Source organism: Pseudomonas abietaniphila (assembly GCF_900100795.1).
In the GTDB taxonomy this organism is placed as follows: Bacteria; Pseudomonadota; Gammaproteobacteria; order Pseudomonadales; family Pseudomonadaceae; genus Aquipseudomonas; species Aquipseudomonas abietaniphila.
The window spans coordinates 178,979-201,790 of sequence record NZ_FNCO01000001.1 but is presented as its reverse complement, the minus strand read 5'-3'; the positions used below and the strand labels follow the sequence as shown (position 1 = coordinate 201,790).

The window sequence follows — 22,812 nt, the reverse complement described above, 5'->3', positions numbered from 1 at the left end:
TACACATAGTCATGGCAGTTGTTCCCAGGCTCAAAAAGTACGGCTGACGCTGAAGGCGACGAAGTCTCGGTCCTTGAGCGACTGTTCGAAGGTGTAGTTGTTGCTGGCGTCGAGGAAGGTGTTGGCCGGGCCGTAGTAATGGGTGTACGTCAGCCCCAGGTTCCAGGTATTGAGGTAATTACCCTTGACGCCGATGTTGATGTCGCCGCCTCGGTCAGTACCGAAGGCCGTCCCCAGTGACTCCGAAGCGCCATGGGTGAAGCTCACGCCGAAGGGAACGCTGATGTCCATGCCGGAAAACGCCTGGCGATACATCGGCTCGTAAACGGTTCTGAAGCTCCACGCATCACGATCGGCGTTGTGATCGACGGCATCCGGATTGCGGGTCACGCTCAGGGTGCGGTTCCACGCGAACTCACCCAGAAAACTGGTTTCCTGCGCTAAAAAATTCGGACTCAACGTCGCCAGCCATGAAAGGTTGGCGTGCAATGTGCGCCCCGTTGCATACAACGCGTCGTCGGCTTCATTGGAGATGCCTTCGCCCGGCAACAGCGTGCGCTGATTGGTCGACGCCAGCGGCTGGTCCCAGCGTGTCGACATCTCGCCTGCGATGTTGAACGCGTCCACCGTGGTGGAAAAACTGGCGCCCAATGCTTTGATGCCCTCCCCGTACACCCAGCTGTATTCGCCGGCATCACCGGTCAGCGGGTTCAGATTGGCAAAGTCCGGACGGACCAATAGCTGGGGGTTTTTGTCGTGGAAGCGAATCGCGTAGACACCGAAGTCATAGTTTTCGGTGCGCCATTTGACCTGTACGCCACCCTGCCCCGAGTCCTTGGCCTGTTTGTCGGCGCCGTGATAGAACGCCAGCGGCTGAGCGCCGGGGAAAAGCGGTGCCCCCACGAACAAACGCTCATTGCCCTCACCGATGGAATCGAAAGACGAGAAGTAACTGCCCGAACCCGGTAACCGGTTCGCCTCCCACTCAAACTGGTAATACGCGCCAATCGAGACATCCGGCGTGATCTGCAACTGCCCGGACATCTGGTTGACCGGACGTATCAACTCCTTGAACTGGGTGTTGGGCACTGACACACCCTTCACCACATCAATAGGCGCCATGCCTCCGGCAATACCGTTCATGCCGTAGAACAGACTTTCACCCCATTGCATGGCGTATTGACCGATGCGTCCCGACACCGGCATTTCGCCCAGATCGCCTTTGCCGTAGATGAAGGCGTCGAGCAGTTCCGCCTGGCGGCCGTGCAAGTTCCGGGTGCGGTCCGTGAAATGGTCGTAATTCACCGAGACGCTGTTGACGGTGCCCGGGGAGTTGTTGTCGTTCTGCTTGTTATAAACGTCGTCGTACCAGGCGGCGCCGCTCACCCGGGCACCGAAGTTCTGGTAACTGATGTCGAATTCAGAGAGCAAATCCAGGCGGCTGGAGATCAAGCCCTTGCCGAAGTTGCGATCACCGTCGTCCCCGTTGACTGACGTACTGCTGTTGGTGAGTTGCGACGAGGCGCTTTTGGTCCGCCATGCCGAGCTGTACTTGAGCGTGTTGTCCCAGCGCGTCCGGATATCCGGATTCCCCGTGTCGAAATCAAACGCTTGCACCAGCGGCACACCGCCGAACACGGCTGTTAACGCAAATACCAGTGGGTGACGGGCAAATGTCGGGCGCGAGTTTGCCCTTGCCCCTTTATGAGTGGCCATCAACTATCCCTCTTTGTTGTTTTTATCCGTAGGACTGACGTACTGCTTTCACGCAGGCGAGCAGCGCTCCTCGTAGACGAGTTTCAGCGGGCGACAGGCTCAGGTGGAGTAAGTGTCGAGATTGAAAGAGACGGAGGGATACCTTCCAGAGAAGGCGACGCTTTTTGCGCGGGAGGAGAACAACGGTTTGCTCGAGATCATGGTGAACCTCACTCTTCTTATTTTATGACCCCCACCATTACCGAGTAACAATCACCGGGAACAATGGGTTGGCTGGGTACAGCTTCAGGCCAAACAGGTGTTTTGACTAATCGACTCTTGAGATGCGATGTATTGCAAACCTAGATACCTGAACGGGTCGCAGCATTGCGTAAGCGATGGCTGTCGCACACCGAACAACGCCCTTGGCGTGGCGCTTTCACTGTGAACCAGCATCGGCGACAAGACCGACCGCAGCGATCGCCGCCAGGGCGCAACGCTCATCGTTGTCCGAGGTGTCTCCGCTGATGCCGATGGCGCCCACGATGTCTCCAGCGTCGTCTCGAATCAGCACGCCACCGGGAACAGGCAGCATGTTCCCGCCAGCCAGATCGCTCAGCGCGCCGAAAAACGCCGGCATCACTTCCGCCCGACGCGCCAGCTCACGACCGCCGAAGCCCATGCCAAGCACGGAGCTGGCTTTACCGTTGGCAATCTGCGGGCGCAGCAGGCTTGCACGCTCGTCACGTTTGAGTGCCAACAGATGCCCGCCCGCGTCCAGCACGGCGACGCAAAGGGGTTGAAATCCTTGCCGCGCGCCTTCGCTCAGCGCCTCGTCGACCATGCGGTCCGCGAGGGTCAGGGTGAGTCGGTTCATGCCACGCTCCTTATTGCCGATTCAGGGTGGACAGCGTGCGCTTGCCCATCTCCACCGCGCGTTGGCGCGTGTGCAGCTCGGACCACTTCACGGTATTGAAATCGCTGACCCGGTTAGGGTCATAGCCCGGCACTTGGGCCTCGATACGGCGGCCACCCAGATACACGCCACAAATGCGCTGGCGTTCTTGAAGGATGGCGACGTTGTCCAGCGGCGAACCGTCGACGCGAATGAAGTCTGCACGGCGCCCCACTTCCAGTGCCCCGACCCGTTGCGTGGCAGGCATCATTTTGGCCGACACCGAAGTGGCAGCGCGCAGCGCCTGGGCGGGACTCAAGCCCAACCAGTCCACCAGGATTTCTATTTCTCGCGCATGCCACTCGCCATAAGGGGTGATGGCAAAGCCGCTGTCGCTGCCGGTCATGAAGGGAACCCCGGCTGCAAAGGCTTTTTTCAGGTTACGACAGCCTGCTTCGATCACCCTGCGCTGCATGGAGGCGTAGCCGGATTTGGTCGACGCTTCGTAGGGCTCGGCGAACTCCGTGTTGTTCGCCAGCATGGTGAAGGTCGGGGCGACGTGGCTGCCGGATTTCAAGATGGCTTCAATGCACTCGTCGTCCATGAAGAAGGCGTGGAAAATCACATCAACGCCGGCCTTGGCGGCGTACAGGACGGCTTCGCGGCCATAGGCGTGCACGGCGACTTTCTTACCCAGACGGTGGATTTCGTCGACCATGAAGCGTGTTTCATCCTCGGTGAATGCCGCAATGTGCTCACCGTTGGGACGAAAATGCGGGCCATCCATGGCGATCTTCATCAAGTCCACACCGTCCTTTGCCTGACGCCGGATCTCGGCGATCTGCTCGTCGCGCGTGGCGCACAGCCGGCCACTGAAATACTCAGGTGTGCCGACCCAGCTGGGGAACCAGTCGTTGAGGCTTTGCCGATTGGAAATGACATTGCTGCTGGCAGCGATGCGCGGGCCTGTGAACATGCCGGCGTTGATCGCGTTGCGGACCGAAATACTGCACTGGCCTGCATCGCCGGGCACCACGACCGAGGTGTAACCGGCCGCGAGCACATGCTGGGTGAAAAACAGACCGCGCAGGGCGCGAAACTCAGGCGACACATGCAGATCAATGTCCTCCTCGCTTTTCGCGTTACCGAACACGAGATGGGTATGCACATCGACCAGTCCCGGCATGACGAAATGCTCGCCGGTGTCGATGACTTCCTCACCGGCACCGATCGCCGGTGCTGAGTCCTGCGGGCCGACATACGTGAAGACGCCGTCTTCGATGATCAGTCGCTGATGCTGCCGCGCGGTGTCTTCGAGGCCGGTAAAAAGCGTGTTGCAATTGACATGCGTGCGAGCCATGGCTGGGTTCTCTTGTTGTTATGCCGTGAGGGGTTGCGCAGGGGTATCCACCAACCAGACAGCACCGTCCTCGTCGATGACGATCGGTTGCTGCTGCAGCGTTTGTCCAAGACAAGGGCCCAGTACACACCGCCCGTCATCCGGTCGGAACAGGGCGCCATGTGCGAAGCAGACAATGTATTGGCCGTCTGCGGACATGAACCGGTCTTTGCGGTATTGCATGGCGACGTCCATGTGCGGACAGCGGTTCAGCCAGGCACGAAGCACGCCCCGCCAGCGGACGACAAACAGCGTGTCGCGCCCCTCGGCATGAGGATCGAATCCGCGTGCCGAGCCGTCCACGATCATGTCCTGCTGGCACAGAAAAATTCGGCTGAGTGTCACAGGGGAACGTTGCGTCACGGGCTAAAGGTCCAGCACCAGGCGTGGACTTTTAGACCGCGAACAGCAGGGCGTGAATTGATCGTTCAGCGCCTGCTCGGCCGCAGTCATGAACATGTCCCGATGGTCGGGCTCGCCCTCGAGCACACGGGTCAGGCACGTGCCGCAAATGCCCGCTTCGCAGGACAACGGCAGGTCAATGCCATTTTCCAGCAGCACCTGAGCCACCGAAAGATCGGCAGGGACAGAGAAACAGCGGCCGGTACTCGCCAGCATCACTTCGAAGCTACCGTCATCGGCTTGCGCCACCGCCTGTGGCTGGGCGGCAAAGTACTCCCGGTGCAGACTGCCTTCAGGCCAGCCGGCCAGACGTGCCTGCTCCAGGATGAATGCCATGAATCCGCCGGGTCCGCAGACATACAGGTGATCGCCTTCGCAATAGCCGCTTAACGCCTGAACTGCATCAAGCCGGGTCTCGGGCTGGTCATCAAAATGCAGGTGCGCCCGTTCGGCAAAACGCGATTGCTGAATACGCTCGATGAACGCGACGCTGGCGAGCGAACGGCCGCAGTAATGCAGCTGGAATGGGGCATCGATCTGCGCCAGACGTTCAGCCATGCAAAGAATCGGCGTAACACCGATGCCCCCAGCAAACAACAACGAGCGTCGAGCACCGTGTGCGAGGGCAAACAGGTTGCGCGGCTCACTGATCTGCACAACGGAGCCTTCTTCGAGGGCATGCATGGCCTTGGAGCCGCCACGAGACGCCGCGTCTAGCAATACCCCGATCTGATAGCGAAACTGCTCGTCGGGGTGATTGCACAGCGAATACTGGCGCACCAGCCCTGAACCCAGGTGCACGTCGATGTGCGAGCCGGCGCTGAACGGCGCCAGTGGTACGCCGTCCGTACGGGCGAGCTCGAAGCTGAAAATCCCGTCGGCCTCGCGTTTTTTGCGGGTCACAATAACGTCGATCATTGCCGTTCCCTTGCTTGTTGTTCAGGGCAGCGCCACGGCGATGGCGCGCGAGGTCAGATAGGCTCGGCGGTCAGCTTGAGCATTTGCTTGGTCAGGCCGATGCGATCAAAACTCTGATCCCGCGCCATTTCCCGATCACCCGCCAGCACCGACTTCTCGCTGATGAACTTGCAGCGCTCGAAGCGGCGATTCATGAAGCGTTGAAGCTTCTGCTCCATGCTGCCGTCTGCGGTCAGCTCCATACTCAGCACCAAGGCATCTTCAATCGCCATGCCCGCGCCCTGCCCCAGATGTGGGGTCGTGGCGTGTGCCGCGTCGCCGATCAGCAACACGCGTCCCTTGAACCAGGGTTCATCCACGAACACGACTTCCATGGGCTTGTAGACCACCTGGCTGCTGTCGGTGATCTGCTCGCGCAAGCGACCGACCAGCCCGCCAATGTTGCTGATGCGATCACGCATCAGCTCAGCCAGTTGCTCGGGCGGATACCAAGGGTTCTCGGGCTCGTGTGAGGTCGAAAACATGTACATGAGGTTGTCAGAGAGCGGCACCAGACCGGCGTTGCCGCCGGGACCCATGTAGCTGGCGAGATGATCGATGGAGGGGTCGCGGGGAAAGTTGTAGCGCCAGACTGCCTGGCCAGTGAAGCGCGGCCGATACGTGTCGCCAAACAGGAGGGTGCGAATTTTCGAGTAAACCCCATCGGCCCCGACCATCAAGGCATAGCGTCCCTGTGAGCCGTCGGTGAAGCTGACGTCCACGCCGTCTTCATCCTGCTCGAACGCTTCGACGCTCAGTCCCAGACGAATCTGTGCCCCCAACTCGATGGCGGTGCTGCTCAGGACTTTATGCAGCGCCAGCCGTGAAATACCGACGTTGGCCGGGTATTGCGGACCCGCCAACCGTTGGCCGGGAATGCGCGCCAGCGGTTCGCCTTCCAGATCATAGATGCCGACATCTTCGAAGCTGTAGGCGGCATCCAGATACCGGTCGAGGACGCCCAGGCGGGCCATTTCCCGGACCACGTTGCTTTGCTGGATGATCCCCACGCCGTAAACGGTCCAGTCGGATTTGATTTCCACCAGATCCACCGGCACGCCTTCACGACGCAGCGCGATGGCGGCACACAGACCACCGATACCTCCGCCCACGACCAGGACCTTATCGACTTCGCTCATTCGGCGTTCCTTTTGTTTTTGTTGTTTTGATCATCAAACGGCAAGCGCTGAACGCACGGCGGCGATGCCGCAAAAGCCATCGTTGGCCGGTGCTGCAGGCTTACTGTTGAGCCGACCATAAGCAGGAAATGAGGCGTTGACTAATCGGGAGTTGCCATGGAAAGTATTTCAAAAATAAATACAACAATGAGCCAGCTACCATGCGATTCAACCACCTCGATCTCAATCTGCTCGTCGCTCTGGATGTCTTGCTCGAAGAGCAGAACATCACCCGTGCGGCGGGACGCCTGCATATGACGCAGTCTGCATTGAGCGGAATTTTGCGCAGGCTGCGTGCCTACTTCGAGGACGATTTGCTGGTTCAGGTGGGGCGCACAATGACGCCGACGATGCTCGGCAAGGACTTGCAGATTCCGGTGCGCGAAGTGCTTCTGAAGATTCAGACGTCGATCGCTGCAAAGCCTGTTTTTGACGTCGCCCAGAGCAAGCGCCATTTCCGGATCATGGCCTCTGACTACCTGATCAACGTGCTGTTTGCCGAGGTGATTCAGCGCATCGTTTCGGACGCCCCGCACGTCACGTTCGAGTTGATGAGCCCAGGCGAAACCGCTGTCGAAATGCTGATGCGCGGTGAAATCGACCTGATGATCGCGCCTGAACAGCACATCAATGCGGAGCATCCCTCACAGCTGCTGTTTGAAGAACAACACGTGTGTGTGGTGTGGGAAGGCAATACGAGCGTCAGAGAGCCCTTCACGCTGGAGAACTACCTGGAACTGGGTCATGTCGCGGCTGCCTTCGGCCGCAGTCGCACGCCTGCCATCGAGCAATGGTTCATGGACCAGTACGGCTGCCAGCGCCGCATGGAGGTCATTACTCACGACTTCAACACCATCCCTCATCTTCTCATCGGCTCGCAGCGAATCGCGACCATGCACAGCCGCCTCGCCTCGCTCTACGCGCAGCTGCTGCCATTGAGGCTCGTTCCGCCCCCGGTAAAAATTCCGGTGATGCGCGAGTACATGTCGTGGCATCGCAGCCTGGACGGCGATGCCATGCTGATCTGGCTTCGTACAAAACTGCTTGAAACCGTCCGCAGTTTTGAAACCCCTCCCCTCGCCTGATGGCTCTCCCTTCCTGCTAACGCTTCGCGCACCGATCTGCTGGCCCACCTATCGCGAACCGCGATGGCTGGCATGTGAACTCGCAATTTGTCGATCAGATGCAAGCGTGCGAGCTTCCTTGCGTGCTGGCACTGATGCGTGTGCCCGCTGCGGCATGCGTTTCACAGTGCCGCGCCTCGGAACCGTTAGAAGGATAATAAAAATATGTTTCGCTACTTCCCCACCAATTACGTCTGGAATCTGTCCGTAGACCTGGCCATCGAGATGGGTGCCCGCATTGGCGAAATCGAAGAGATGTGCGCGCCGCTTCAAGAAAGCGCCAAGCACCCCGACGCGACCGGCACACAGGCGTTTCGTGAGACCTGGTCAAAAATGGCTGACAAGTTGTGCAGCCTTGCCGAGGAAGACGAGGCCCGCGGCCGGCTGTTTTCGGCCGGCGAGAAATACAACCGTGCGGCCACGTATTACATCACCTGCGAACGCCTGCAGGCTCACGGCGCTCCGGCCCGCGAAGCGCTCTATCAGCGGTTTCTGGACACCTTTGCCCGCGGCGTGCGCCTGTCCTCGGAAAATTGCGAACGCGTAGAGATTCCCTACGAAGGCAGTCACCTGTCAGGCCTCTATACCCGCGCCGAAGGGGTGCAGGGACCTGCGCCCATTCTGGTTCAGGTCAATGGCCTGGATTCCACCAAGGAGATGAAATACCGGGTGGGTCTGCCGACATGGCTGGCCAAACGCGGCATTGCTTCCCTGGTCATCGATCAGCCCGGGACCGGCGAGGCCTTGCGCCTGCAAGGGCTGACAGCACGCTATGACAGCGAGCACTGGGCCAGCCGCGTGGTGGACTGGTTAGAGACCCGTGACGACATCGACCCGAAACGCATTGGTCTGGAAGGCGTGTCTCTGGGCGGCTATTACTGCCCGCGCGCCGTTGCTTTCGAGCCACGCTTTGCCTGTGGCGTGGTCTGGGGTGCCAACCATGACTGGCGCGATGTCCAGAAACGGCGCCTGGCCAATGAGGGCAACTTACCGGTTCCGCACTACTGGAAACATGTGTGCTGGGTGTGGGGAGCGAAGGACATTGATGAGTTCATGACGGTGGCCGAGCACGTCCATCTGGATGGCGTGCTGGATCGAATCAAGGTGCCCTTCCTGGTGACCCACGGCGAAAAGGACAGCCAGATTCCGCTGAAATGGGCGCATCGCACCTATGAGCAACTGATCAACAGCCCGCAACGCGAACTGAAAGTTTTCACCGAGCGAGAAGGCGGCGTGCAGCACTCAAGCTTCGACAACAGCATCAACGCGGGTCAGTACATCGCTGACTGGGTCGCTGAAACTTTGGGCGGCCGTACGGCCTGAGCCACAACAAGAGAGACAGCTCATGAATATTATCGGACCTGAATATCTGGTATTCGGCGTCGACGACGTTAGCGTTTGCGTACAGTACCTGACCGACTATGGCCTCAAGCCCGTTGATGTCGACGACACCGGCGGCTTCCTCGAAGCGCTGGACGGCACCGGCGTCCTCATTCGTCATCGGGATGATCCACAGCTGCCGCCCGCAATGGGCACGGCCAGCACCCTGCGCGAGACGGTGTACGGCGTCGCTGACGAGGGAACGCTACTGGCCATCGAGACCGAATTGCGCAGGGATCGTGAGGTCAGCCGCACAGAGGATGGTGTGCTGCATGCCGTAGACGACATGGGATTTGCGGTCGGTTTCAGGATTACCCAGCGCCGTGAACTGTCGCTGCCCGGAGAAGTGAGCAACGCACCAGGATCGTCGACGCTGCGCGAGATCAACAGCCTGGGCGCCAGCAATGATATGCCTGCCCTGCCCCGCAGCTTGTCGCACGTTGTCTATTTCGTCCCGGATGCCGATAAAGCAGAGGCGTTTTACACGCGACTGGGCTTCGTCTGCACTGACCGTTTCATTGGAACCGGCCCTTTCTTGCGCCCGGCGGGCACACAAGACCACCACACGTTGTTCTTCATTCAAACGCCGCCGTTCATGAAAGGCATTGAGCACTTCACCTTTCACATGGCAGGTCCCACCGAGGTCATGCTCGCGGGTACGCGTTTCGTCGAAAAAGGCTACGAGTCCTTCTGGGGTCCGGGCCGGCATCAGCTGGGTTCGAACTGGTTCTGGTATTTCAACAGCCCCATGGGCTGCCACGTCGAGTACGACGCCGACATGGACTTGCACGACGACAGTTGGTCGCCGCGAGTTGAACCCTCCAGTGCCGACACCTCGCAGTACTTCCTGTTCCAGCACCGTGAAAAGTGGATGCCGGGCGGGAAGCCGGAATAAATCACTGGGGTAACGCGCGTTAATCCCGCACAACGAAAAAGGCCGCTGCACTCCGCGAGGTTTGCAGCGGCCTCGTTACTTACACCGTACGCTGATCGCCTCGATGACGGCTAGAGGCCGACCTCTTTCTCCTTCGCGATCAAACCGTCGAGTACCCGGCGCGCACGAATGGCGGCCGCATCCCCCGGCAGCAACACGGGTTTCAACGACCAGAAATCGTCGTCCCCCATCGCCAACTGCTGCGCTTCCAGCATCGGCAGGTCTTCCTCGGTGAAAGGGACGGCCAACGCGGACACCTGCCCTTGCGCAATCTGCTGACCCAACACCCCCATTTCCACGGGCATCGGAAAAGAAAACCAGTAGTGAGTGGCCGTTTCGGTTTCCGGCGTGAACAGATGCGGCAGCGCCGTTTCACGGCCCTCACTGCGCGGACGGCCAGTGGGTACCGCGCCGGCAAACAGCAACATATTGGCGGGGGCATCCCAGCGCACGTCTGTCCACCGGTCCACGGGCGTATCGGCCGGGATACCCATTGCGTCGTAAAGGAATGCCGGCATGATCTCGTTAACGGTCTGGCGATAGGACCAGACCGTAGAACCGTCCTGCTCGACCTTGGTGATCGCGCTGCTGACATCTTCGCTGCCCAGGGTCGTGGGATGCAGGTACTGGATATGCGACAGATCGAGGATGTTGTCGGACTCCAGGACGTAATTGGCCCGGGCATGAAGGTAGCGCTTGGCAACGTAGAATCGCTGCGGGTCCATGCAGGAGAAATCAGGAATGAGTGTTTCATCCGCTTTCTCCACATCACCCATCCAGATCCAGATCACGCTGTACTTCTCCACCACCGGGTAGGCGCGAACCTGAGCAGCCTTCGGGATGGCACCGTTTCCGTGAGGGTTGCGGGTGCACTGCCCTTCGCCGTCGAACTCAAGCCCGTGGTAAGGACAGCGCACGGCATCGTTGCACAGGGTGCCTTTTGACAAAGGCGCGAAACGATGGGCACAACGGTCAGCGAGGGCGCGAACCTGACCCGACTGCTCACGGAAAAAAACCAGTGCTTCCCCCAGCAAACGCCTGCTGAACAGCGCTTCGGGCTTCACTTCCTCATCCCAGGCCGCGACGTACCAGGTGTTTCTCAAATAGGTCATTTTCTTATTATCCTCGTTCGCCTGTCGGGTTATCCGCGTGATTCTGACGTAACCGTTCGATGATTCGCCGTGCACGGTTCGCCCCCACGTCGACATGGATATCGACGGTGGCCGGCTTACCAAACCGACACATGTTTCGGTATTGCGCCTCGATGACCACTTTGTCTTCGTCGAAGGTCAGAATCGTCTGCTCGACCACTTTTGCTTTGACGGCCTCCGGATCGCTCAGCGGATTGGTCGCCATCGTCCAGAAGTAGTGGCTTGTCGTTTCGGTCTCGGGGGTCACTCCGTGAAAGCCACGCATGTGAAAACCGCCGCGATGCGGATCATCGATCGACTCGGAGCCTGCATCCACGGCGCCCGTCCAGATGCGCAGGTGGCTGACGTGAAATTCAATCTCCTGCCACCGATCCACGTTGCCCGAAAAGGGATAGGCCGCGGTATAGGTGGGAGGCGGCACGGAATCAAGCATGTGTCGCACCACCCGCACCGTCTGATCATCACTCTGGACATCCATGCGCGCGTTCATGTGGATGCTTGCATTGCCACCGATGGTGCGCAGATGGACATAGCCCAGATGGCTTAAATCCAGAAGGTTGTCGTGGATGAGTTGGTAAGGCGCATCGTAGTGATAGACATCGCCGTCGTAGAGGTAGCGGCCGCTGCTGTGGACGTCATAAGCAGGCGGTTCGGACAGGGGTTGAGGGTGCGCCTCGCTGCCGTGCCAGATCCAGACAATGTGATCCTTTTCACGGACGACGTACGCAGGGACTTTCGCCTTTGCGGGAATTCGATCCTGCCCCGGCACCTCGATGCATTTGCCTTGAGCATCGAACAAAAGACCGTGGTAGCCGCAACGTATGCCTGCCTCTTCCAGGGTGCCGTTTGACAGTGGCAGCGCGCGGTGACAGCAACGGTCTTCCAACGCCGCAACCGTGCCATCGGCGCATCGAAAAAGGACGACCGGGAGGCCCAGTAACGTGCGCGCCAAGGGAGCACCTTCAAGCTCTTTGGACAAGGCCGCGACGTACCATTGATTGATCGGAAAGGTCGCGGGTTTGGGGGCAGCCTGGGGTTGAACGGCCGAGTCGAAGACGGTAACGCTCATTATCATCTCACCTTGCTTGTTTTTAGTATGAGGTGCCCAGATCCATGAGGTGACGGTCGTTCACCGACCCTTGAGCAACCCTGCCGGTAGACCTTAGCGCTGAGCACCCTGCGCGCACCAATCAGATCCTCCGCTAGGAGGTATCGCCAACCGCGATGCCTGACCCGGAAGACAGGTGTGATCGGTGACGGCCAGGGGCGTCAGGCGTTGTCCGTCACGGGTCCGTTTGACGCAGGCCCTGGCCACGAAAATCCGAGGGTGAGAGACCGCTGAGGCGCTTGAAAAAGCGAGAGAAGTACGCCGGATCGGAAAAGCCCAGCGCATCGGCCACCTGAGCAACGGTCATGCTGGTGTAGATCAGGCTGCGCTTGGCCTCGAGCAGCATGCGCTGGTGCACGACCTGCAACGCACTGAGGCCGGCCAGTTCGCGGCAGATATTGTTTAGCTGCGCGACCGAGAGGCCGACCTTGTAGGCCAGGTGCTCGACGCTGGGCTGCTCTCGAAAATGTGTTTCGATCAGGCTGATGAAGTGTGCAAGGTAGCGTCGACCACGCTCCGGCGCCTGCTTTGAACTGTTGCGTGCGGTGGCTTGTCGACCCACCCAGACCAACGCCACATTGATCAGCGAATGAAGCATCACATCCCGGCCCGACTGGAGCGTTTGGTACTCACGCAGCAGCGCCGTAAAGAGCGTCGTCAGGTACTTGCGATCGCTGCCCGCCAGATAGAGCGCCGGCTGAGCCAGCACATCATGGGTGGCACCCGCCTGAGCCTGCAACTGAGCGATCAGCGGAGCGGCGAGCGTTACCACGTACCCATCGATGTCCTCCGAGAAACGAAAACCGTGGACGCATTGGGGTGGAACGACTTGCAAGGCCGCTTCGCGCACCACGAGGTGCTGCCCCTCGATATCAATCTGCGCCTGTCCCTTGCGTACGTAGAGCAGCTGGCACAAATCGGCGTGCCGGTGAGGCTGGATTTCCCAATGGTGGAGGCGACTGCGTTTGGCAATGGTCTCGCAATGCAGCAGGTCGGGGGTCGCCCAACGCTGTCCCTCGCCATACAGCTTGAACACCGGAATGTTGTCCAGCACCGCCCTGACCATGCCCGCCTCGCACTGGGCGATAATCGCCCCAATTACTGAAAAGTACCTGAAGTTCTGGTTTTTTAACCTTCTAAACCACCTTCAGCAAGCGAAAAATGCAAGCTCATAACCACAACAAGCTTGCGTGGAATAACAACAATGAAGACTCAAGTCGCAATCATCGGTGCCGGTCCATCCGGTCTTCTGCTCGGTCAGTTGCTGCATAAGGCTGGCATCTCCAACATCATTCTTGAGCGGCAGAGCCCGGAGTATGTGCTCAGTCGCATCCGTGCAGGCGTGCTCGAACAAGGGATGGTTGACCTGCTGCGCAAGGCCGGAGTGGCCGATCGCATGGATGCCGAAGGCCTGGTGCACGACGGGTTTGAGCTGGTGTTCGCCGGCAAGCGCCAACACATCGACCTGAAGAAGCTCACGGGCGGCAGGGCCGTCATGATTTACGGCCAGACCGAAGTCACCCGCGACCTGATGACGGCGCGCAAAGCGGCGGGTGGCGAGACCTTTTACAACGTCGAGAACGTCAGCCCTCAGGATTTGAAAACCGAGCGTCCCTGCGTCACCTTCGAGAAAAACGGTGAGACGGTGCGTCTGGAGTGTGACTACATCGCCGGATGTGACGGCTTTCATGGCGTGGCCCGGCAATCGATCCCTGCTGATGCACTGAAGATTTTCGAACGGGTCTACCCGTTTGGCTGGTTGGGCGTGCTCGCCGATACGCCGCCGGTCAACGACGAACTGGTGTATGCCGCCCATGAACGAGGCTTCGCGTTGTGCAGCATGCGCTCGCCCACGCGAACCCGTTACTACTTGCAGGTCGGTGCTCAGGAGAAAGTCGAAGACTGGTCCGATCAGCGCTTTTGGGATGAATTGAAGTGCCGCCTCCCCGCAGAGCTGGCGGACCGTATGGTGACCGGCGACTCCATCGAGAAAAGTATCGCCCCCCTGCGCAGTTTCGTGGTCGAACCCATGCAGTTCGGCAGGCTGTTCCTGGTGGGCGATGCCGCCCATATCGTCCCGCCGACAGGCGCCAAGGGCCTGAACCTCGCCGCCAGCGACGTCAGCACGTTATTCGACATTCTGTGCAAGGTGTACAAAGAAGGCCGTGAAGACGCGATTGAGCAGTACTCGGCCATCTGCCTGCGGCGGATCTGGAAAGCCGAGCGTTTCTCGTGGTGGATGACCTCGATGCTGCATGCCTTCCCGGACGTCGATGCGTTCGGCCAGCGCATCAAAGAGACCGAGCTGGATTATTTCGTGGGATCTCTGGCGGGACGCACCACCATTGCCGAGAACTATGTGGGATTACCGTACGAGAACGTCGAGTAAGCTGGGATCAAGGGTGGCGCGGGCGGCGGCAAGGATTACCCATTCCCCTGAAAGCCTGCCCGAGGACAAACGAAAAACGGTCATCCTGAGATGACCGCTTTTTTTGAACACCTGACCGCTGTCAGTGTTTATCCACCGCGTCCTTGACGTCCCCGACCACCTGCTGGGCCTCCCCCTTCTTTTCCTGAATCTTGCCTTTGACCTGCAACGATTCGTTGCCCGTGACTTTGCCTACGCCTTGCTTGATGTTGCCGACCGCTTCGTTGGCCAGGCCTTTGATTTTGTCTGAAGTGCCGCTCATGGTTGCTTCTCCGATAACGTGAGTGCCAATGCCTGGCACTTTGGGTCATTCGGCAACGGTCAAGGCACGTGGCCTTCCGCACCGAACAGTCGAAACGCGTCCGTCGTCGATGTCTGTGTCTGTTTCTGCGACAGAGCGCTGATGGGCTCTACCCGCCAGGTTCAGCGGCGGCGTTTGATGAGCCAGGCCACCGCGAACGTCAGGCCCGCGAGGGTAAACAGAGTGGCGCGCGGCCTGCGTTGCAGATAGGTTGCGCAGGTGTCCAGCACATCACCATAGCGCTGCTGAAGCTCCCCAGCCGACTGCCTGGCTTTTCCTTCCATCTGCAAGCGCTCGTCCCCGGTCAGTTCGCCCAGAAAATCCTGGGTTTTACCCGCGGCCTTTTCCAATGCGCCCTTCACCTGTTCCGCCTTCATGGTATGTCCTCCAGGATCACTCTCATTCATTGCGGCCCGCAGCGGCCGGTACACTCACAGGTTAAGCAGTGAGTGCTCGGCCTTTAAGGCGCTTTTGCACCAGTATCGCCAGTGCATTTGCATCAGGGATTAGCGTTTTTTTGTGCCCTGGCTTGCAAACAGGTGGCGTTCACGGGCCCAGACGATGGCTTCGGCCCGGCTGTGAACGTCGAGCTTGGAATAGACGGTGGCCACGTGGTTACGAATCGTGTTGAGCGCCAGGTTCAAACGGGACGCAATTTCCTTGTCCGCGAGCCCTTCGCAGATCAAGCCCAACACGTCCCGCTCCCGGGCCGTGAGGTCGGTAAAAGACGCGGTGGGCAGGTTCTGGCCATTGACGCGTTTGGCGTTGGCGAGTTTTTCAATCAGCGTCTGGCTGAACCAGGAGGCATCTTTCATCACTGTCTCGATGGCCTCCACCAGCTCCAGTTCCGACCGCTTGCGCTCGGTGATGTCCATGAACACAAACAGATAACAGGCCGCGTCCTGAATGGTCACGGTGTCTGCCGCAAGGACACAGTGCATGATCTCACCGCTCTTCTTGCGAACCTTGAAATCCACGCCCTCGATGTGCCCGCTCTTTTCCAGGATATCGAACAGCTGAACCGCGTCTTTACCCTTATCGAGGAAGTCCATCTCGGCGACGGTTTTGCCAATCATCTCCAGGGTGGTGAAACCCAATGTGGAGAGAAAGGCTTCGTTGGCGTCGACGATCTGCTGACGATCGGCTGTGCACACCATGATCGGCACCGGGGTTAACTTAAAGGTCTTGGCAAACCGCTCTTCGCTCTGACGCAACGCGGTCTCCGCCTTACGCCGGGCTTCGAGGTCGATGAACGAAAACAGCATGCAGTCTTCTTCATTCATGTCCAGGGGCTGCCCGGCCACGATGACCAGCTTGGTGCCGCCCTCGGGCATTTTAAGCTCGGCCTGCATCTGCGGAATGGTCGCACCGGCGTTCAGCCGTTCGATGGCGAGGTCTTTGCGCTCCGCATTTTCCAACACGTCGACTTCGTAGACAGAACGGCCGATCACGTTTTCCCGGGAATGCCCGGTCATCTCCAGGAAGCCCTGATTCACCTTGATGAAGCGCAGATCGCTCAGACGGCAGATGACGGCCGGGGCCGGGTTGGCGTTGAAAGTCTTCTCGAACCGCTGCTCGGCACTCGCCCATTCAGTGGCGTCGGCCATGATCAAGACCAGAGATTCCGGCTCGCCGCTGCTGTCTGACAGCACCATGCTGCGCACGCGATGCACGCGGCTGCGATCTTCTTCATCTCCGACTCGACTGACCTCCACCAGCACATCGCTGAACTCCTCGCCGGCCGCCACCCGGCTGATCGGGTATTGATCCGGATCCAGCGGGTGGTTGTTGCGATAGCGCAGCGAAAAGCGTTCACGGTAGGCGCCGCCGTCGGCACCCAGCTCGCTCACTTCGTTCACACCGTGCATCAGCAGCGCAGCTTCGTTGGCCCAGATGATGGTCTGATCGACCTCGACCAGAATGACCCCATCCGACAACCCGGAAATTATGTGCTGCAACTGACGACGGTTGGTTTCTCGGGCAAGCACAGCATCTGTCATGTCATCTCCTGGATCGGTTAACGAATGCTGCACCTCGACTGTCAAGGCACTGCAAACAAGGCACAGCAAACCATCGGACTCGCGGGTGCAAGCTTAGTGCAGCGCCGCGCACAAACGTCGGTGCGAATGCACCAGTGCAACCAGTGCAAATGCGCCATCACACGCTCGCGCTGCGTGCGCAGACTGATAGCACGTCACAAAAGACGAGTTGAGCCGCACGTGATGGCGGCTCGTATCACGCACGCAGGTAATGCGCTGCCATTGGACACGAGGAATCGCTTATGACTTCGACTTACGCTGCCCCCGCTACCCTTCATTCGGCCTCCCCTTTCAGGGTGTCGTGGAGTTCAGTCTTCGCGGGTGCGTCCATTACCTTGGTCACCTACCTGGTGCTGAGCGTACTCGGAACGGCCATTGGCGCCGGTGCAATCAATCCGCTGGCGCAGGGCAACCCCTTGCAAGGGTTCGGAACCGGCGCAGGTGTCTGGCTGTTTGTGAGCACACTGCTTGCCATCGGTGTCGGTGCCTGGGTGTCGGGCCGCACAGCGCCGGATCGCGGCGGGCTGCACGGTCTGCTGAGCTGGACCATCAGCACCCTGCTGACCACCTGGCTGCTGGCGTCGCTGGCGGGTTCATTGGTGGGCACTGCGGGCAACATCGCGGGTAAAGGTCTTTCCCTGGCCGCCGATGGCGTGGCCGCTGCGGCGCCCGGGGTTGGGCAGACCATCAAGCAACAGCTGGACAAGAACGGCATCAGCCTGGATTGGGACAGCCTGAAATCAGAACTGGACACCACGCTCAAGCAGTCCGGCAAGCAGGCGCTTGACCCCGCAACACTCGATCAGAAGGCCGACGCCGCCGGAGAAGATGGCAAGCAGGCTGCGGCTCAAGCGTCCACTGATCCGACCCAGGCCGGCGATCAGTTGAAGCAGTGGTTCGAACGCATCCAGAAAGCGGGTGAGCCTGCCCTGAACGCTGCGGACAAGGAAGCGCTGGTCAATATCGTTGCGGCGCGCACCGGCAAAAGTAAGGATGAAGCCCAGCAGATCGTCGACAACTATGCCCGCGCGTATCAAGAAGCTGCCGCCAAAGTGAATCAGCTCAAACAGCAGGCTGAGCAACAGGCCCGCGAAGCAGCAGACGTTGCCGCCAAACAAGTCTCCAAAGCGGCCTGGGGGACGTTCTTCATGTTGCTGCTGGGTGGCGCAGTGAGTTTCTTTACCGCCCGTTACGCCATTCGGTCGCGTCCAGAACTGCTGGTTGTAACTGAATAACCGATAACGCCCTTACGCTCACATTGAGTCCGGTACGAATCGCTTCGTACCGGACTTTTTTCTGGGCGATTGAGAACAGGCTAGAGCTGCATGACTGCGAGCGCCCTGCGCAGGGGCTCGTCGGATATCTGAATGGGGCCATGAAAAGGTATATCCATGTCCAGGACCAAATACACAGAGGCCGCGATGAGCAATGACGAGGCGACGAACATGCCCACGACCATCGAATTGCGGGGTGCGCGGTATCCGAAGCTCGCAAAGATCAGCGTCAGCCACGCGACCAACATCCCGATCAAAGGGCCTGGAATCGCACCTTCTGACTGCTCCACGATCCTCCAGCGTTGCTCGATGAGCGAGTGGTATTGCTGACGGATGTCCTGAAGCATCGTTTCATGAAAGCGGTCCGGCGGTTTTATACCGGTCAAGGACTTCCCGATGTTATCCAGATACTGAGCGGCCTCGCTGTTGCGATGCTGCAGGGCCTCGTCTCCTCGATAGGGGGTTTCGACCGCACGCTCGACATACGTCAGCAGACGACCGCGGGTGTCCTGGGCCGCGTCGCCATAGCTACGCAGGGTGCGATCAAAAATGATCAGGCTGGTTGCATACCCGTGGAAGCTTGCATCAATCGACTCGAAGGTATTCTTGGCCGAATTGATCATCAGGCCAAACACCAGCGACGTCATGACCACAAAGATGTTGGCCACCAGGCGCACGACCGTGTTGGTGTCGTCATCCCGGTGGTGGGCTGGCAGCCTGGGGCACCAATGCATCATGAGCAACGAGGCAGCCACCAGGCACACGAAGATGGCCAGCGGGATCACAAGTGAGTTCATACGTCAGCGCCCTGCTTGATTGGACTCAAGGGTGTGAAGGGTAGACTGCCGCACCGTCGCAGAGGTTGCGTTCAGCCATTCGCGGACCAGGCACGTGAGCCAGTCCCCCCCGAGTATTGATTACGCGATGTAATAATTGATATCCAGTTCAGGGACTCTATCGACTTTTGCCCCAGTAATAAGATGAGGCTATCAAACCATCGCTACTGGAGAACCGTGTGAAAAAAACCATTATGGCCGCGCTGCTGACCGTTGCCGCCAATTACGCCCATGCCGGCACTGTCCTTGTTGTCCTGTCAGACCAGGCTCAACTGGATCTTAAAGATGGCAAGGTCATGGAAACAGGATTTTTCCTGAACGAGTTGATGCAGCCGGTACAGACCTTCATCGCAGCGGGTCAAACCGTGATATTTGCCACCCCCAGCGGTAAAGCGCCAACGGCAGACCAGAAATCCAATGATGTCAGCTTCTGGGGCGGCGATGAAAAAGCCCGTCAGGAAAGCCTCGCGATGCTGACCACACTTAAGCTGACCGCAAAGACCGGTTCGCCCGCCATCAGCTTTGCGCAGGTTCAGAAAATCGGCTACGACAAGTTCGACGCCGTATTCGTACCTGGCGGCCATATTCCGATGCAGGATCTGCTCAAGGACAAGCAACTGGGTCAGTTGCTGACCCATTTCCATGAAAAAGGCAAAATCACCGGCTTCACCTGCCACGGCACTATAGCCATGTTGTCGACGCTCCCGGACGCGCGCGGGTTTGTCTCGTCGCTGGAATCTGGCAAACAGCCGGCGGCTCCCGCCAACTGGATTTACAAGGGCTACAACGTCACCGCGTTTACCGACGCAGAAGAAGAGCAGGCGAAAGGTTTCCTCGGCGGCGGTCATATGAAACTGTTCCCGCAGGATGGGCTGACGGCAGCCGGTGCCAACTTTTCCGAAGCCAAGCCATGGAGCGAACACGTGATCGAAGACCGCGAAGTCATTTCCGGTCAGAACCCACAGTCGGCCAAGGCCGTCGCCGTGGCCATGCTGGCGAAACTGAAGTCATCCTGAGCGCACGCAGCGTGATGACGCCTGGGGACCTTCGACGACCAAGCCTTTCCAGTCTGTTTATCTGCTCGAGCAGGAAGATGCCCGGCCGTTGGAGATGCGCGCGTACTGAACGCGCCTGATTGATCCTCCAGAGTCCGCAGGGTGAAACCGATGGCGTACACGCTCTGAGCGCGGTACGCCATCGGTCCTGGGTGTCTCGCCGAAACGCATCAGCTTGACCCAGGCGGTATGCCGTCCTTGTTAAAGTCTTTCAGCCGCTCCCTCTCCTGTTCGGTCGAATGGGCAGGAACATCTTCTTTGGGCGCTTCTTTCTTTTCTTCGGCCATGATCATGTCCTCTGATGGGTATCTGATTGGGCACCCGCTTCGCTGAACGGTTCAGGGAAAATCCGAGTCAGGCGGCGATGAGCGGCCAACAGCCCCGCACTGCACGATCAGCCAGGAATGAAGCTGACCGTATTGGCAATGCCATCCTCGCTGGAACCGCGCTCAACGCGCAGTGGCACCTCGCGTCGGTCGCGCAGATAGCGGTAAATTTTTCGGCTTTGCTCAACGCGCTCTCGATCCAGCGTAACGCGCACAGGGTGTCCATCGGTGGACTCCACCAGCACGGTCCCGAACGGATCGACGGCGACACTCTCGCCGGGAAACGACAACCCTTTGCCTTCGCCGATCCGATTCACCAGCACGGCAAAGCACTGGTTCTCCATGGCGCGAGTGATCACGGCGCGTCGATGAACAGGCCCGTAAGGGATCATGTTGCCGTCCAGCACCAGGATCAGGTCGGCCTCCAGCAAGGCCAGCGCCCGGGCTGTTTCCGGAAACTCAATGTCGTAGCAGATGAGCATGCCCACCCGCAGCGAGGCGATCTCGCACACTGCGTAATGCGAACCGGCATTGAACACCCCCCAATCCGTGTCGGGCCAGAGATGGGTCTTGCGGTACTTGAGGGCGATGCGTCCAGAGCCGTCGATCAGCAGCGCCGTGTTGAACGCGCCTTCGTCAGCCACTTCGCAAAACCCGAACGCGACGGCAATGCTGCGTTTGCGTGCCGCGTCCTGAATGAGCCGCACGGGTTTGCTGTGGGTGGTGAGCCCCGTGGTTTGCACCTGGTCCGGGGTCGGAAAGCCAGACAGCGTCGTCTCTGGAAACACGATCAAATCCGTATCCAGAGGCGCGTTGCGGATCATTGACAGCATGTTGCTCAGATTGAGCTCAACCTGAGCATCTGCGATGGGCATTTGCGCCAAAAGAATGTTCATGCAGGCCTCCATAAAAAAGGGCGTCGCACCTGGGTCGAAGAGCGCGGCGCCCGAAACGTCGAAGGGTGTAACCGTCGATCAGAACCAGAAGACCGGCGTGGTGGTGAGCAACTCGATCCCGGTCCGGGTGACGATGAAGTTCTGTTCCCAACCTACGCTGCCGACCCCTTTTCGCGTCATGAACGATTCCCCCGAGGCGACCATCCCTTCTTCAAAAATGTCGTCTGCCGTGACCGAATCCCGGTTGATGATCGGGTGTTCCCACATCGAACCATTGCCGTGGCCGAAGTACGGCCATTGCTTGGCAGCCAGGTCCTCTTCCTCGGCGACGCGCGCCTGTACACGCTCGGCTTCGCCCACCACGTCGAGGACCTTGGCGCCATGCTTGACGGAGTTCATCACCGCTTCTGTGATCGAATAGGAGTCAACCAGCAGCGAGCGCTGCTCCGATGTAGGCTTGCCGCCACAGACCAAAGAGCGGCCGGGGTCGAGCCAATACCCTTGATGGGTCGGGCCATAGATCCAGGTGCGAACGATGTCGCCTTTGCTCGGCGCGCCCATGGAGTACCCGTACATCGGGTCGCGCTCGAAGAACTGGCTGTCAGCGTCATTCCCGAAGTTGACCGGAATGCGCAGCCAGCCGCCTCCACGACGCGTCAGTTCGTAGGCGCCCTCCGCCGCTGCTTCTGCTGCGGTCTTGCCGGCGTAGAGGCTGTCGCACACGCGGTACAAGGCACTGGACACCATCTGTCCTGCTTCACGGAACATGTCCAGTTCCCGAGGGCTCTTGATACGGCGGCAACGGCGAATCAGGTTATCGTCATACTCGAACTGGATACCCGGTGTCTGCTCGGCAAGCTGACTGGCGTACTTCATGGGCAGGTTGTCCGACCCGACGAAGACAACGCTACGACGTGGTTTGCGGGCGTTCAGCGCCTTGGCAACGCTGCTGATCGGGTCGTCACTGAAGAAGTAATCGCCACAACGCACCATCCGACGCCGCACCGTGGCCACATCGGCATGCAACTCCGGTTCCTTGCCAGGCTCCAGTATCACGCAGCAAAAACCTCGAGCGTTCCAGATAGGAGAGTCCGGTTCCTGGCCCGAATGCTCCGACCAGAAGTTGGTCAGCCAAAGTGTTTCCATGGCCCGCTCGTAGTGACCGGCTGTCTTGCCCCAGACAATGGCCAGTTCATGACCCAGACGGCGCATTTCGTCTTCTACCTTTTTCCAGCGACCCTGGTATTCGTCCACTGGGAAATAGCCGTCGGGATAATTCATTCTTTCGATTGTCATCACGATTACCTCACTGTTTTTTTATACGAAGCGCGACGAGCACACACCCGTTTTTAAGCGCCATGACGGACATGTTCAGTGCAAAACGTGGGAACTCAAATACTGCAAATCTGCACTATTGCGGTTGTTATCAATGCC

General features: G+C 59.2%; 21 protein-coding genes. 6 read left to right on the top strand and 15 right to left on the bottom strand.

Annotated features, from left to right (window positions below):
- Positions 1–30: 30 nt before the first annotated feature.
- The 6 genes from BLS87_RS00760 to BLS87_RS00735 all read right to left on the bottom strand — a co-directional run bounded on the left by BLS87_RS00760 (position 31) and on the right by BLS87_RS00735 (position 6,487).
- On the bottom strand, positions 31–1,716 hold the full coding sequence (locus BLS87_RS00760; protein ID WP_074749497.1) for a DUF1302 domain-containing protein: 1,686 nt from the start codon (positions 1,714–1,716) through the stop codon (positions 31–33).
- Positions 1,717–2,134: 418 nt separating this feature from the next.
- Positions 2,135–2,572 (bottom strand): GlcG/HbpS family heme-binding protein, encoded by a 438-nt coding sequence (locus BLS87_RS00755; protein WP_074749496.1) that lies wholly within the window; start codon positions 2,570–2,572, stop codon positions 2,135–2,137.
- 10 nt (positions 2,573–2,582) lie between these two features.
- Positions 2,583–3,950, bottom strand: coding sequence for a metal-dependent hydrolase family protein (locus BLS87_RS00750; RefSeq protein WP_074749495.1), 1,368 nt, complete (start codon positions 3,948–3,950; stop codon positions 2,583–2,585).
- A gap of 18 nt (positions 3,951–3,968) precedes the next feature.
- Positions 3,969–4,352, bottom strand: a complete 384-nt coding sequence (locus BLS87_RS00745; RefSeq protein WP_341845426.1) for a Rieske (2Fe-2S) protein — start codon at positions 4,350–4,352, stop codon at positions 3,969–3,971.
- A 3-nt stretch (positions 4,353–4,355) separates the two neighbouring features.
- Entirely contained in the window at positions 4,356–5,309 is a 954-nt protein-coding gene (locus tag BLS87_RS00740; RefSeq protein WP_074749493.1) for a PDR/VanB family oxidoreductase, read from the bottom strand.
- Between the two features lie 53 nt (positions 5,310–5,362).
- Complete coding sequence (locus tag BLS87_RS00735; RefSeq protein WP_074749492.1) at positions 5,363–6,487, bottom strand: FAD-dependent oxidoreductase; 1,125 nt, start codon at positions 6,485–6,487, stop codon at positions 5,363–5,365.
- Positions 6,488–6,687: 200 nt separating this feature from the next.
- Here BLS87_RS00735 and BLS87_RS00730 point away from each other — a divergent pair, with 200 nt between their 5' ends.
- The 3 genes from BLS87_RS00730 (at position 6,688) to BLS87_RS00720 (ending at position 9,925) form a co-directional block, all read left to right on the top strand.
- Positions 6,688–7,611 (top strand): LysR family transcriptional regulator, encoded by a 924-nt coding sequence (locus tag BLS87_RS00730; RefSeq protein WP_074749491.1) that lies wholly within the window; start codon positions 6,688–6,690, stop codon positions 7,609–7,611.
- A gap of 204 nt (positions 7,612–7,815) precedes the next feature.
- Positions 7,816–8,973 carry an alpha/beta hydrolase family protein gene (locus tag BLS87_RS00725; RefSeq protein ID WP_074749490.1) on the top strand — a complete coding sequence of 386 codons (1,158 nt, stop codon included), beginning with the start codon at positions 7,816–7,818 and terminating at the stop codon, positions 8,971–8,973.
- Positions 8,974–8,995: 22 nt separating this feature from the next.
- Positions 8,996–9,925: a VOC family protein gene (locus BLS87_RS00720; RefSeq protein WP_074749489.1), complete on the top strand. Its 930-nt coding sequence runs from the start codon at positions 8,996–8,998 to the stop codon at positions 9,923–9,925.
- A 110-nt stretch (positions 9,926–10,035) separates the two neighbouring features.
- Here BLS87_RS00720 and BLS87_RS00715 read toward each other — a convergent pair whose 3' ends face one another.
- From BLS87_RS00715 to BLS87_RS00705, 3 genes are all read right to left on the bottom strand, one after another.
- Positions 10,036–11,076 (bottom strand): aromatic ring-hydroxylating oxygenase subunit alpha, encoded by a 1,041-nt coding sequence (locus tag BLS87_RS00715; RefSeq protein WP_074749488.1) that lies wholly within the window; start codon positions 11,074–11,076, stop codon positions 10,036–10,038.
- Between the two features lie 7 nt (positions 11,077–11,083).
- A complete protein-coding gene (locus BLS87_RS00710) occupies positions 11,084–12,184 on the bottom strand; it encodes an aromatic ring-hydroxylating oxygenase subunit alpha (protein WP_074749487.1) in 1,101 nt (366 codons plus the stop codon).
- Positions 12,185–12,398: 214 nt separating this feature from the next.
- Positions 12,399–13,289 carry a helix-turn-helix domain-containing protein gene (locus BLS87_RS00705; protein ID WP_074749486.1) on the bottom strand — a complete coding sequence of 297 codons (891 nt, stop codon included), beginning with the start codon at positions 13,287–13,289 and terminating at the stop codon, positions 12,399–12,401.
- Positions 13,290–13,418: 129 nt separating this feature from the next.
- On the opposite strand from BLS87_RS00705, the gene pobA reads away from it, so the two are divergent.
- Positions 13,419–14,612: a 4-hydroxybenzoate 3-monooxygenase gene (pobA, locus tag BLS87_RS00700; protein WP_208605128.1), complete on the top strand. Its 1,194-nt coding sequence runs from the start codon at positions 13,419–13,421 to the stop codon at positions 14,610–14,612.
- A gap of 121 nt (positions 14,613–14,733) precedes the next feature.
- Here the strand turns inward: pobA and BLS87_RS00695 are convergent, their stop codons facing one another.
- The 3 genes from BLS87_RS00695 to BLS87_RS00685 all read right to left on the bottom strand — a co-directional run bounded on the left by BLS87_RS00695 (position 14,734) and on the right by BLS87_RS00685 (position 16,952).
- Positions 14,734–14,913 (bottom strand): CsbD family protein, encoded by a 180-nt coding sequence (locus BLS87_RS00695; RefSeq protein WP_074749484.1) that lies wholly within the window; start codon positions 14,911–14,913, stop codon positions 14,734–14,736.
- Positions 14,914–15,074: 161 nt separating this feature from the next.
- The gene (locus BLS87_RS00690) at positions 15,075–15,329 is read right to left on the bottom strand and encodes a CsbD family protein (protein ID WP_074749483.1); all 255 of its coding nucleotides are present in this window, start codon (positions 15,327–15,329) and stop codon (positions 15,075–15,077) included.
- A 129-nt stretch (positions 15,330–15,458) separates the two neighbouring features.
- On the bottom strand, positions 15,459–16,952 hold the full coding sequence (locus tag BLS87_RS00685; RefSeq protein WP_074749482.1) for a PAS domain S-box protein: 1,494 nt from the start codon (positions 16,950–16,952) through the stop codon (positions 15,459–15,461).
- A 281-nt stretch (positions 16,953–17,233) separates the two neighbouring features.
- On the opposite strand from BLS87_RS00685, the gene BLS87_RS00680 reads away from it, so the two are divergent.
- Entirely contained in the window at positions 17,234–18,226 is a 993-nt protein-coding gene (locus BLS87_RS00680) for a hypothetical protein (RefSeq protein ID WP_074749481.1), read from the top strand.
- An 80-nt stretch (positions 18,227–18,306) separates the two neighbouring features.
- On the opposite strand, the gene BLS87_RS00675 is transcribed toward BLS87_RS00680, so the two are convergent.
- The gene (locus BLS87_RS00675) at positions 18,307–19,062 is read right to left on the bottom strand and encodes a bestrophin-like domain (RefSeq protein WP_074749480.1); all 756 of its coding nucleotides are present in this window, start codon (positions 19,060–19,062) and stop codon (positions 18,307–18,309) included.
- A gap of 218 nt (positions 19,063–19,280) precedes the next feature.
- Between BLS87_RS00675 and BLS87_RS00670 the strand changes: the two genes are divergently transcribed.
- Positions 19,281–20,117, top strand: coding sequence for a type 1 glutamine amidotransferase domain-containing protein (locus BLS87_RS00670; protein ID WP_083370557.1), 837 nt, complete (start codon positions 19,281–19,283; stop codon positions 20,115–20,117).
- Positions 20,118–20,550: 433 nt separating this feature from the next.
- Here BLS87_RS00670 and BLS87_RS00665 read toward each other — a convergent pair whose 3' ends face one another.
- Together BLS87_RS00665 and BLS87_RS00660 are read right to left on the bottom strand one after the other, a co-directional pair.
- Positions 20,551–21,378: a carbon-nitrogen hydrolase family protein gene (locus BLS87_RS00665; RefSeq protein ID WP_074749479.1), complete on the bottom strand. Its 828-nt coding sequence runs from the start codon at positions 21,376–21,378 to the stop codon at positions 20,551–20,553.
- A 78-nt stretch (positions 21,379–21,456) separates the two neighbouring features.
- Positions 21,457–22,674: a M24 family metallopeptidase gene (locus BLS87_RS00660; protein WP_074749478.1), complete on the bottom strand. Its 1,218-nt coding sequence runs from the start codon at positions 22,672–22,674 to the stop codon at positions 21,457–21,459.
- Between the last annotated feature and the right edge of the window lie 138 nt (positions 22,675–22,812).